Here is a 10924-nt window from a genome sequence, read left to right on the forward strand (position 1 = left end):
CTCATTAGTGATTGTACTCACTTAACTCAGTGTCCAAAACTGCTGGTGCGGATCAGTTCAGGGGAACCTCACACTAGAGAGCTTAATTGCTTAACAAAGACGATTAAATTCATTTGTTCTTTGTGCTACACATCACGACAGTTTAGAAAATCAACAAAATAAAAGCCACTTTCGACATCGTAATTATACTATTTGTTGTTTACTAGCAAGATAAAACAGAAGGAATAAACGATGAACACATTACAAGTTCTAATAAAAGAGTTTTGTGAAATAAATGAACTACCTCCACTTTATTTTGCTGAAGAAAATCGTTGCCAATTATTAGTTGATGATCGTTACGTTATTTACTTTAGTGAGGCAGATCAAAACGATTTTGTTTTATCGGTGGTTTTTGGCGGTCTCGAAAAAAGCGGTGAACTGAGACTGAAAGGTCTTGAACTCATTGCGCATGCTAACTATTTCGGTATCGCGGATGGGAGCTTGACCCTTTCACTTGCACCAAATGGTAGGCAATTGGTTCTTGCGGGCAGAAAGCCGATTGAGTACTTAAACGCAGCGAGCCTATCTACTTGGTTTCACCTTCTAAATGAGCAAACCCTACTCTGGCAGGCTCGATTTGCAATGTTAGACCAAGACCCAACCCAATTTATCAATCCAGAACAATCCCACATTGAGACACTTAGAGTTTAAGGAGTTCACCCATGGTAATTTCAACTAGCCAAAGCCAGATTCCGAGCTTGGATCAATTTCGTACTGTCGCGGCACAAAAAGATAAGCGGGTGATCAGTAAGCACGGTAAAGCCAAAGAGCCGTCGACCTTTCATAAAGGGCAAAAGTTCACGGCAGTGAGTGACACCATATTGCGATCTACATATCAAAAGTACCACCAAGAAAATATTAAGACCCACCTTGATTTAAAACAGGCGCTGCTAAAAGAAGAAAAACCAGAAACGGCATTATTGGCATTCTCTCTTGTGAGCACAGCAGGGTATCGTGGCGAGCCTTTAACTGCGCGTAAGGTCCTCGAAGTCGTAAGCCTATTAGATGAAGTGAAGATTGACGATAAAGCTTATAAAAATCTAAAAAGCACGTTCGATTCGATCAGCAAAGACCCACGCTTACAAGTCAGCATCGAAAACCAATACCCAGGCAAAATGGACGGCTTAGGTGCTGAACTGCTTGAGATGGCAAAAGAAACAATCAAAGGGACTGGTATCAACGCAGTAATTAACTTGGCGTTACCAGGTGTTGGTTTGTTGATCGCCACGGGACGTGAATTACATAAGTCGGCAGTCAATGGTGATGCTGAGGCGCACTATCACCAACTAGAACAGATTGCGCAATTGCCCGGTCATGACCAAAGGTTGGCATTGCCGATACAACAAGCATTAGCGCACGAGCACGCCACTCAATCTGCTGAAGGTGCGGTTGGAGCGACCTTAGGTATGGCGACGGGAAGCCTTGGTGCATTTGGTGTCACCTCTGTGGGCACAACTGGTGTCCTTGTTGTTGCAAAAGAAGCGCTAGGCAGTGTAGCAGCATCTGGCTTAATCACTGGTTCTGGGTTTGTAGCCGGTCAAGCGAGTTCCTACTGTCTGAACAACGAAGTTCAAGAGCAAATTCACCAAGAACCTATGTCTGGTGTGTTACCTCGAATTGAAGTGTCTAACAGCAAAGGGAAGTTCTCCTTTAGTATGCAAGATGCTGCATCAGGACGTGCTTTGATTGCGTACCTAGGCCCAAAAGAAGACAAATCTATGACATCACCTCAAGCACCGAAAGAAGCTCAGGATATGGAATTGGCGCGCTTAACGCTTAAGAAAATGTTGGGCTCTGATGCAAGTGAGAACTTGGTGCCAGATGTTGGATCAACGAATAAATTGAGTATCGAAGATACACCGAGCCAAACTGAGTCAGAGGCCAACAGTGCACTTAAGAAGTTGCTCAAAGAAGATTGGGACTGGCTAATGCCAGCAGTAAGATCTATCGACCAAGGAAAGGCACAGGATATCAATAAGACGTTGACTTACAAGCTCCCTCTAGATACACCGAACGGACGAGTATACTTGGATAAAAGCCCGAACCTCGATCAAGGCCAACTCTCGGCGCTAGAAAAGCTTGGTTCACCAAGTCAGCTAAGGTTGATGTACTTAGCAGAAGGCTGGATTTAATCGTCAATATCATACCCAAGTTATTGACGATGAAATTTTTCCGTTACACGCTCCCAAAGGACGAGTTCCCTTGGTTTGTATACCTTGTTTAACAGTTTTTGATTTAGAAGCATTGGCTCTACAAATTGTTGCCTCGCTTTCAAAACCCGACATTCTCGCCAAGCCAAGTATCTCGGGCAATAGATTTGAAAGAGGATAAGCAACTCAAGCTGAACTGAAGAACAGCTTCAATAGAATCATATATAAGGTTGGCCGTTGACGGATAGTCCCTCATTGTGTGCCAACCTTTGATATTCGAATAGCCTATTATTATCCGTTAATTTGATATCAGCGATGATTCCGAGCCTAGACGAGGTATTGAAAGGGCCCCGCGATAGTTAATCGCTATTGGCTTCGCAATCAAATGCCACTTAGCTTGTACTCAGTTTTTATCTGCCCCAACACGAGCTTATTTGATGAAGCATAAGCACTGATCATATGAATGGTGTCCGATAATGTATTCACGAATATCAAACCAGCCTTTTGCGCCCGCACCGCACATAACGAGCCAAAAAGGACTTCAAACAGGCAATCAGTAACACCCATTAAAGTAAAAATATGATCTAATTGAGGTCGTCGAACTCTTGCAGAAAATAGCTATGGATAGCCTTAATAAGACAGATTTTAAAAAACTAGCAAGCCAACAAAAAACCATTCAAATGAAGGTTTGTTTACTAGCACTTGCCCACTTCAAAGAAGGTCACTAGCACACTCAAATTGCTAAATACCTCAAAGTCAGTCGAACTAGTGTAAACAAATGGGTCCAGACATTTCTTGAAGAAGGATTGGAAGGACTTCAAGAGAAACCTCGCACAGGCAGGCCTGCATACCTCAATGTAGAGCAACGAAAACAACTCAGCGCGTTCATTAAGAAAGAAGCAGAGTCCCCTTCTGGCGGGCGCCTTGTCGGGAGCGATATACATGATTACATCGTGGAAAACTTTGATAAATACTACCACCCTAATTCTATCTATTATCTTCTCGACCACATGGGCTTTTCTTGGATAACTTCTCGATCCAAACACCCCAAACAATCACAGCAAATCCAAGACGATTTTAAAAAATTCAAAATAGAAACGATCCTTAAGATCCTCGGTCATATTGGGCTGGAGAGTGTTGATGTCTGGTTTCAAGACGAAGCTAGATTCGGACAACAAAACACAACGACACGCTTGTGGGCTGAAACAGGAACGCGCCCAAGGGCGCCAAAACAGCAGCAATTTGAGTACGCTTACCTGTTCGGTTCTGTTTGTCCTAGCTGAGGGATTGGAGAAGCTATGGTTGTGCCTTGGGTCAATAAAGACATTATGATCTAACACTTAAAGCAAATATCCGATATCACAGACAAAGGAAGGAAGGCATGCTGTAGTAATAATGGATGGCGCAGGTTGGCATACCGATGATATCGCCCACAAATTTGATAATGTCAGTATCATCAAACTTTCCCCATATTCGACAGAGCTTAACCCGATAGAACAAGTATGGAATTGGTTACGACAACACTACTTAGCGAACCAAAGCTTCGAAGACTATGAGGACATTGTTTCCAAGGTATGCGTTGCGTGGAATAGGTTTCTTGAAGTGCCGAAAAGGGTATCGAAAATGTGCGCTAGAGAATGGATAGACTTGAGCAGTTAATTTTCCAGATTGATATCACTTACATTAAAAAAATAAAAGGAGCAAAGTAATACTGCTCCTTTTTGGTAGTAAATATTAGCAACCGATTATGGAATCTTTAGTCCAGTTTGTGGCTAGAAAAAATCACTTCAGATGGTGGGAACATGTTGGAAACCGGTGGATGAGCAATATCACCAAACATTCTCGCACCAAATGCTGAAGCTGCCCAAGGGTCTACAATTTTCACATCTTTATTCCATGAGCTTGGGTCTTTGATATCACTACCGTCCTGTCTACCAACCAAAACATACAAGTGCGTGCCTGAGTGTCCTTTCTTGAATGCCACTACTTCGACCTTAGTGTTTTGATTCGCATCACCCTGCATCCCTTGAATCATTTCAGCGGCCGCGGCAAAGGCAAACGTAGTACAGCAACCGGCTTTTGCGTCCTGAACGGATTTCGCAATGTTTTGAAGTGTCCCCATCTGAGGGCTATTGCCTCTTTGAGCCGCCACTTGAACCATGTTTGCTGACATGGTCGCTTTTTTATCTTGTTGAACTCTTGCTGGATTTGCGTAGAAGCCTTCTAGTCTTGGCTTCGCTTTCGCTTGATAGAACTCAGATCTCTTATCACCGAAGGTATTAAGGTCAGTACAAGCGAAATCACCCAACTTTTGCAGTGTAGCTTGGTGCTTTCTAATCAAGGCATCTGCTGGAGCGGTTTTACCTGCGCTGGATGGTTTTGAAGTGCTTGAAACACTTGGCCAATTCTCTCTAGGCCCTGTCGATAATCGCTCTAGGTCTTTAAGGTTTCCAAGAGTCAACTTATTTTCACCATTCAGTACGTTTTGCATCATAGCTTTGGCGACACCTTTTGGCAGACCTTGCTTAACCAATAGATCAACGACGATCGATTTCGCTTTGTTTTGGTGATTGATACGAGAGCTTACGCTTGTGTTTTTCGGCGCACCTTCTTTAACAAAGATGTCCTTGCCTCCGTGAGCCCGAACTTCTTTGTCGTCCGATTGGTTTTGTGTAGATAACTGTGCAGTGAGTTCGCTCAGCGAATGCATATGTGATGTATTGATATTTACCATAACCCTAACCTTTTAAACAGAGATGAAAGTATGCAGCTTTTTATGTTGCTCAATCGATTGAAACTGAGCCGTTAGATATTGCTTCCACAGTTCACAAAGCTCCATAAGCTGAGTAATCAGGATAGAAACACGACTCACTTCTGAGGTAAGTGGTATACTTATCTGCATGTGTACTTCATTGTTTTTAGGGTCTATACAGAACTGTACCCCACCTGACTCCCGGTATAAGAAGTTATATTCCAAAAGTGTTTTCAGTTTTTTAATTTCAAATGACTCTTCATCTTGGCAAACCTTGATTGAAAGTAACAGTTCTTCTCTCTCATCCAAGCCTTGAACTTCAATCTCTTTGCCTGCAGACATATATACTGTCCACATTTGATAATCATATGCAGTCACCCGTTCAATATCGAGTGTGTTACCAAGCTCAATTAGTAAGGTATTTACCTTATCCATACTCACCTACCATCCTGATATTTAATATTGATGTATCTATTTAAAATAAAAGATATAAAATTTCGAATTTAAATACACCTATCACATTATTTTATTTTCCATTGTTGCTGGTTAATTTTGTTAGATTAACCGTTTTTAGAAAAACAAATTCAGTATTCTGAACGAACGTTACTCTCTTATGAGGCGATAGTTAATAGAGCCTTTAAGATAATCAGAGTTCCCGTTGATGTAAGTATTGTGCTCAATAACAGTCACAGAATATGCCAGATATGGTCGGCTTTTTTTCATTTTAAGCCGTTTATAAAGATCGGATGGGAAGCTAAGATAAAACTAGAGAAATGGTAGAAAGGTACAGTGAATAGAAAGTAAAGCTCAAAAAGCCCAGCGTTTTTCTGAGCTTTCGAGAGTTAAAGATAAGCACGTCAAGACTGTATCTGTTGGCGCTCACTGAATTGCTTAGTGATCACCTGCTTAAGAGCTTGCAGTTGCCCGTCGATACTGGCATCGATAATACCGACTTCAGTTTCCAGTATGCACCCACCATTTTTGAGTCTCGCATCTGCAATAACGTCAACATAGCCGACCTCCGGGAAGTCACTGAGTATTAAGGAAACCTTATCTCGCACCTCTGTCACTTGCTCGGGGTGCACGTGCAGAATCACTTGTTTCTGATTACTGACCAGCTGAAGCGCTTCCCTCACCACTATTGCCGTTGTTTCCACATCGTCGAAACTACTGATAATTTTGCTTACGGCATCAAGCACTACGCCAGTGATTTTCTGTTCGACTTGCAAGTAGTACTCATTACATCGTGCAAGCGTTGACATCATAGTTTCTGCGCTCTCTATCTTCGCTTGATCGATACCATCCTGGTAACCACGCTGTCTTTCTAACTCATAAGCATCGTCAGCTTTTGTAATAATGCTCTCGGCTTTAGAGTGTGCAGCTTCAACCAAGTGTTGCGAATCTAAATAACTCACATAATCCTTTGCTTTGAGAATCTTTAGACCTGTAGCCAACTGCAAGTTGTCAGTTTTTATTTCAACAAATGAAACCATTGAGGGATTACCTGTTTTGCGATTTTCTTTATAAGTCGATAAGCAAGATCTCGATGCGTTTCATCGAACCAATCAGCACTGAGTTTTGTTTGGGTTAATGAACAATCGAGCTTGAACTGCCACCTTTGTACAAGCTCTGATGGTGATTTCTCCAGTAAAAATGTGACCCATAGATACCCAAGTTCACGGGCTGCCTTTTCAAAGCTGGCTTCATCTAAACTCGCCGGCAATGTTTTTTGCCAACCGTTTGGCCAATTTGAGATCATCATTGGCCCGTGTTGAATTAAAAAACGCGTTTCATCGACACCAAAAATATGATTGAGGCACTGCTTTGGTTGTTTCAAGACAACTTGGCGCATCGATTCACAATACATTGCCCCACCAATCAGCAAAAGTAATTTGTTAGTCGTTTCAACTGGAAGTAACACCAAACTATTAAATGGATGATTAAAAACATGATCAGTAATCGTTGATAGCTGCCATTCTTCAATACACCATTGATTGATCGCAGCCTGGTGTCTCCAGTCTTGGACTCGTAATAACCAAGGCTGTTTCTTGCTTATCCAACTCTCATCAATATAACTGCAAGGACAATAATTAAACTGATGATAAATCTGAGAAACTGGCGTATCAGAATTAACCACGTTGCGCATTCCTACGACACCATGCAAACGTCGCTGCGTTAGAACCGATGATAAGTAGTAACAAGAAAACGAGGATAGCAATCAAGTTGCTTGCCGTGTCCTTGGTCACTTGAATAGACAAAATGCTTTCAAATTGCTTGCTTTGAGCCGTCACACGAACTTCCGAAGATGGTACTATGACAACGCTAATACGTTCGTAGTTAAGCCCTTCAATACTATTGTTCACTAACTGCTTAATTTGAGGTACATAAGAGTCGAGTGCCACATCCGCTGCGTGTTTAATAAACACTGATGCAGAAGCAGGAGTTGGACGTTCACCTGGACGAAGGTTTTTATCTTCAAGTACAATGTGAACGCGTGCCACTAACACTCCATCAATTTGTGAAAGCGTTGATGATAGTTCTTGCGATTTCGCGTATATAAGCCTCGCCCTTTCTGCAATCGGAGACGAAATTAGGTCATCTTTCGGAAACACTTCTTTGAGTGTTGAGAACTGCTCTTTCGGGTAGCCTTTACGTTTCAGAGCATCAACCGAAAATGCGACTTGAGCGTTATCTACCATCAATTTTATGGTGTTGTCTTTATCCGGTTCTTTGGTTGCCACGACCCCCTCAGAAAGCAGAATAGACAGCATTTCATTGCCTTCTTTCTGGCTTACTCCAGTGTATAGCTCCGTCTGACAGCCAGCTAAAAATAACACGAGTAACATGCACACGGCACGTATTGTCTTCATCATGACTATTGGGCCTTCAACAATGTTTCTACATTCTGTGTCGTTTTACCTACCGTCTTGGCAATCAGCTCCTCTTGAAAGGTAATTCGACTCAACGCCCATTGCATCTGCAAGAGCTGAGCAGGGTCGTCACCAACCATTGCCATGCTATCGGTTAAGTTAGTTTTTGCATTGTCGATGGTGTTTTTCAGTTCGCTAATGTTTTCTAACAAGCCACCTTCTAAACCGTGGTTTCCCTCAGGCGATAGCATCGCTTGCTCGAAACGCTCACTAAGTCCCGCTTCAGCTTGTGCGTCTTGCACTTGCTCGAGGTTGGTTTGCATCACTTCTGTGTACTGCGTATTAATCATATCCGTTCCTATGAGAGGTCTAGTTTGTGGCTGTAACTCAACATGTTCTTGACCATGGCATTCTTTTGTATAACAAAGCTCAGTTCTTTTCGGACCACCTCCAATACTGGAGCTTGGGCAGGGATGTCTTTCAACTCACCCCAACAGTGCCAAAGCGCTTGTTCTTTTTGCGCACCAAGTGGGAAATGTTCAGAAAGCAACGCTTTCAACTCTCGGCGGTCTTTAGGGGGAGTCGCTAGCAAGCGCCCTGAAAAACTGCCCAACAGCTCATGCTTAAATAATGCCAACAATTCTGGTGATGCTTTATCAGTGCCTTTTGCGCTTTGTTCCTGACTAAAGGCATACCATAAGGCTTTTTTTTTCTCACTAGGCGAAATAAACGCGTCTTTAAGCGTTCTGCTAAGCGCTGCTGCGCTGAAGTCTCCAGAACGTTTTAGTGCTTCGTACCACTCTTTAATAGCTGCTGTTCTACCTTTAGACCGCGTGACACTATCCGTATTTTTTTTCGTAGTCGGTATGTTCTTATCTGGTGGGTTCTCACTCATCAAACGGTTCATCTTGTTCGCATCAGGTGTATCATTCCGGGGTGCTTTCGGCACCTGACTGAGCATGTTGTTGATTCCGTTGCTTTCAACCTTCATTAAAGGTTCCTGATGTCTTTAGAAAAACTCATGGCAAAGGCTTGGTTTTCTTCATTGCCTTTTAATGCCATATCTAACCACGATTCGGCTTTGCTTAAGAGCCCAGCTTTTCCTGCCGCTAGCGCAGCCAGACCGATTAAGTCTGGGCGTGTCACGCAAAGCGGTTCAAGTAAACGATGAGCGTCCTCGTACAAGCCACGATTCATCAAACTCATTGAACGAATCATAGCAACGACTTCTTCTGCATCACCTTGCAACTCAAGGCATTCCGCAATGGTATTTGCCTCTTCATGACGATGCAGACCGGTTGCCATCAACGCTGTCTCAGCCAGAAGTAAACACATGCCTTTATCCATAGGTTATACCTTCTGCAGAATTGATTGCATCACGTCTTTGATTGCACGTGTTGTGGTCGCATTGATGTTATATACCACAGACCATTTGTTGATTGTATGCTGTAGCTCTGCAAGCTTTGAAGGATCGTCTGCGTTCGTTTCTAAGTTTTTGATCGCGGTGTTTACCGCTTCATTCGCTGTTTTTGATTGCTGTAACAATTTAGCTTTAACTGCGTCGAGGTTAACGCCTTTACTCGAATCATAAAATGACATATATATCGCCTTCTTTTATTTGTTGTCTAGAAATGTTTCAATTACCGTTAATGCTGCTTGATAAGCCTCGTGCTGTTTGTGTAGCAACTGGTATTCTTTTGGTGAACAGCCAAGATGGAGCTGACGCTTTATCGCTGATTGCGCTTGCTTGAACTTAAAAATGATCACCTCTTTTTCTTGCTGCCCTGAATCGCCTTGTAATAACTGCTCAAGATTAGTCATTGTTATTTTCACCTTCATACTCTAGATCAATAGTGATTACCCGCCCGCGTTTTACGAGTTCAATTCCTGCCGGAGTAACGCTTGAAATACGGTACCCTTGAGGAGTGCGAGCTCCTACCATGTAACGAACATTGTCAGTGAGGATGACATAAGGAAATAGGCCAAAATTCACGCTACGAAACGGAAAATCGATGTTTGTTCCTTTGCTCACTTTAGGAATAGATTTCAAGACAAGATATGGTTTCTCGCCATACTGCTCTCGAAAATCTCTCGTTACACCATAAAATCGAGTTGTTTCAACATCATCAAGCTCGCCACGAACTTCAATACGATCACCGCTAGTAACAAGCTGAACTTTCTTTAAGAGCTCCGCTTCTCCTAACAACTCTTTTAGAGTAACCATGTATGCCCCCGCCCTTTGTAGCTCTACTTTCCAAGCGATAAGCCCTGGGACATCTCGTTCTAAGATCTGCTCAACTTGGTTCCAACGACTTGCATCATCAATGTAACCCGTTAACAGCAGCGTACCTGTCTCGTTACCATTTTCTACTTTTACTTGGTGATAACCGAGGTTTCGTAAGATAAAACGCACACCACGACGTATCTCTTCCATCGTTCTCAGGTCACTCTTGTAGTTGATACCTAATGCATCAATTCGACCAAGCAGTTGTACCTTTTGCGTTCTATCTTCTACGTAACCTTCAAGTACAGCCTGTAGAGCATTGGCATTCCATTCAACGCGAACATCGTTCAACTCGAGTTCACTAAGAATATTGCGTACCAAGACTATCGGCTCCGCTTCTGTGATTACGTCTTTGTCGCTCGCATGCACTTGGTCGTACCAAATACCTATAAAGATAACGCTTGGGATCAGGCCACAAATCAATCCGATGAGCAGCATTTTCTTCCAACCCGATGATGGTTTATGGCCAATTGGTTTCGCTTGCTTGCTTGCTACGTCATTTGCCATCTCAATAACTAAATCATCTTCCAAATAACCAACAGCAAAGGTTAAACGACCCACAGAAACCAAGGCTTTTCGCGACAAATCAACGCCACCGGCATCAACGGCGATAATTTCGTTATTGACTGAGACTTCTTCACACTCACGTAGTGAAACCGTTTCACCATCGCAAACTAAAACGAGGTGACTTGCTTTAATGCCAGAGTCGGTTAAGACTAAATCAGCGGTAAAGTCATCACTACCCAATACCAATGAATCGTTGGGTAAAGTGACTTCCACTCCGGAATGAACACCGGAAAGAATACGAATTTTCCATTGTTGCATTGAG

13 protein-coding genes and 1 pseudogene are annotated in these 10924 nt (G+C 42.8%); 3 read left to right on the forward strand and 11 right to left on the reverse strand.

Annotation, left to right across the window (positions count from 1 at the left end; all coding sequences use genetic code 11):
- Positions 1–231: 231 nt before the first annotated feature.
- The 3 genes and pseudogenes from AB6D07_RS18985 to AB6D07_RS18995 all read left to right on the forward strand — a co-directional run bounded on the left by AB6D07_RS18985 (position 232) and on the right by AB6D07_RS18995 (position 3848).
- Positions 232–690 carry a CesT family type III secretion system chaperone gene (locus tag AB6D07_RS18985; RefSeq protein ID WP_017096480.1) on the forward strand — a complete coding sequence of 153 codons (459 nt, stop codon included), beginning with the start codon at positions 232–234 and terminating at the stop codon, positions 688–690.
- An 11-nt stretch (positions 691–701) separates the two neighbouring features.
- Positions 702–2171, forward strand: a complete 1470-nt coding sequence (locus AB6D07_RS18990; RefSeq protein WP_017096479.1) for a hypothetical protein — start codon at positions 702–704, stop codon at positions 2169–2171.
- 638 nt (positions 2172–2809) lie between these two features.
- Positions 2810–3848 (forward strand): annotated as a pseudogene (locus AB6D07_RS18995) (IS630 family transposase).
- Between the two features lie 97 nt (positions 3849–3945).
- Here the strand turns inward: AB6D07_RS18995 and AB6D07_RS19000 are convergent.
- The 11 genes from AB6D07_RS19000 to sctD form a co-directional block, all read right to left on the reverse strand.
- Entirely contained in the window at positions 3946–4923 is a 978-nt protein-coding gene (locus AB6D07_RS19000) for a hypothetical protein (RefSeq protein WP_017096476.1), read from the reverse strand.
- Positions 4924–4935: 12 nt separating this feature from the next.
- Entirely contained in the window at positions 4936–5376 is a 441-nt protein-coding gene (locus tag AB6D07_RS19005) for a type III secretion system chaperone (RefSeq protein WP_017096475.1), read from the reverse strand.
- A gap of 422 nt (positions 5377–5798) precedes the next feature.
- Entirely contained in the window at positions 5799–6434 is a 636-nt protein-coding gene (locus AB6D07_RS19010) for an HrpE/YscL family type III secretion apparatus protein (RefSeq protein WP_017096474.1), read from the reverse strand.
- Positions 6413–7087, reverse strand: a complete 675-nt coding sequence (gene vscK, locus AB6D07_RS19015) for a SctK family type III secretion system sorting platform protein VscK (RefSeq protein ID WP_017096473.1) — start codon at positions 7085–7087, stop codon at positions 6413–6415. The genes AB6D07_RS19010 and vscK overlap by 22 nt, the downstream gene beginning before the upstream one ends.
- Entirely contained in the window at positions 7071–7814 is a 744-nt protein-coding gene (gene sctJ, locus AB6D07_RS19020; protein ID WP_029223148.1) for a type III secretion system inner membrane ring lipoprotein SctJ, read from the reverse strand. Before sctJ ends, vscK begins: the two co-directional genes overlap by 17 nt.
- 2 nt (positions 7815–7816) lie before the next feature.
- Positions 7817–8161 (reverse strand): type III secretion system inner rod subunit SctI, encoded by a 345-nt coding sequence (sctI, locus tag AB6D07_RS19025; RefSeq protein WP_017096471.1) that lies wholly within the window; start codon positions 8159–8161, stop codon positions 7817–7819.
- A gap of 8 nt (positions 8162–8169) precedes the next feature.
- A complete protein-coding gene (locus AB6D07_RS19030; RefSeq protein ID WP_017100154.1) occupies positions 8170–8802 on the reverse strand; it encodes a YopR family T3SS polymerization control protein in 633 nt (210 codons plus the stop codon).
- Entirely contained in the window at positions 8802–9158 is a 357-nt protein-coding gene (locus AB6D07_RS19035; protein ID WP_017096469.1) for a YscG family type III secretion system chaperone, read from the reverse strand. The genes AB6D07_RS19030 and AB6D07_RS19035 overlap by 1 nt, the downstream gene beginning before the upstream one ends.
- Positions 9159–9161: 3 nt before the next feature.
- Complete coding sequence (sctF, locus tag AB6D07_RS19040; protein ID WP_017096468.1) at positions 9162–9410, reverse strand: type III secretion system needle filament subunit SctF; 249 nt, start codon at positions 9408–9410, stop codon at positions 9162–9164.
- Positions 9411–9425: 15 nt separating this feature from the next.
- Positions 9426–9632, reverse strand: coding sequence for an EscE/YscE/SsaE family type III secretion system needle protein co-chaperone (locus AB6D07_RS19045; protein ID WP_017100155.1), 207 nt, complete (start codon positions 9630–9632; stop codon positions 9426–9428).
- Positions 9625–10920 (reverse strand): type III secretion system inner membrane ring subunit SctD, encoded by a 1296-nt coding sequence (gene sctD, locus AB6D07_RS19050; protein ID WP_017096466.1) that lies wholly within the window; start codon positions 10918–10920, stop codon positions 9625–9627. The genes AB6D07_RS19045 and sctD overlap by 8 nt, the downstream gene beginning before the upstream one ends.
- Positions 10921–10924: the final 4 nt, after the last annotated feature.

The organism is Vibrio sp. 10N.239.312.C11 (assembly GCF_041466065.1).
Classification (GTDB): domain Bacteria; phylum Pseudomonadota; class Gammaproteobacteria; order Enterobacterales; family Vibrionaceae; genus Vibrio; species Vibrio tasmaniensis_A.

Excerpts from the sequence above, each read along its gene's own strand:
- AB6D07_RS19045 (WP_017100155.1), bottom strand. The coding sequence starts at position 9,632 with ATGACTAATCTTGAGCAGTTATTACAAGGCGATTCAGGGCAGCAAGAA.
- AB6D07_RS19005 (WP_017096475.1), bottom strand. The coding sequence starts at position 5,376 with ATGGATAAGGTAAATACCTTACTAATTGAGCTTGGTAACACACTCGAT.
- AB6D07_RS19030 (WP_017100154.1), bottom strand. The coding sequence starts at position 8,802 with ATGAAGGTTGAAAGCAACGGAATCAACAACATGCTCAGTCAGGTGCCG.
- sctJ (WP_029223148.1), bottom strand. The coding sequence starts at position 7,814 with ATGATGAAGACAATACGTGCCGTGTGCATGTTACTCGTGTTATTTTTA.
- AB6D07_RS19035 (WP_017096469.1), bottom strand. The coding sequence starts at position 9,158 with ATGGATAAAGGCATGTGTTTACTTCTGGCTGAGACAGCGTTGATGGCA.
- AB6D07_RS18985 (WP_017096480.1), top strand. The coding sequence starts at position 232 with ATGAACACATTACAAGTTCTAATAAAAGAGTTTTGTGAAATAAATGAA.
- sctI (WP_017096471.1), bottom strand. The coding sequence starts at position 8,161 with ATGATTAATACGCAGTACACAGAAGTGATGCAAACCAACCTCGAGCAA.
- AB6D07_RS19010 (WP_017096474.1), bottom strand. The coding sequence starts at position 6,434 with ATGGTTTCATTTGTTGAAATAAAAACTGACAACTTGCAGTTGGCTACA.
- AB6D07_RS18990 (WP_017096479.1), top strand. The coding sequence starts at position 702 with ATGGTAATTTCAACTAGCCAAAGCCAGATTCCGAGCTTGGATCAATTT.
- sctD (WP_017096466.1), bottom strand. The coding sequence starts at position 10,920 with ATGCAACAATGGAAAATTCGTATTCTTTCCGGTGTTCATTCCGGAGTG.
- vscK (WP_017096473.1), bottom strand. The coding sequence starts at position 7,087 with ATGCGCAACGTGGTTAATTCTGATACGCCAGTTTCTCAGATTTATCAT.
- sctF (WP_017096468.1), bottom strand. The coding sequence starts at position 9,410 with ATGTCATTTTATGATTCGAGTAAAGGCGTTAACCTCGACGCAGTTAAA.
- AB6D07_RS19000 (WP_017096476.1), bottom strand. The coding sequence starts at position 4,923 with ATGGTAAATATCAATACATCACATATGCATTCGCTGAGCGAACTCACT.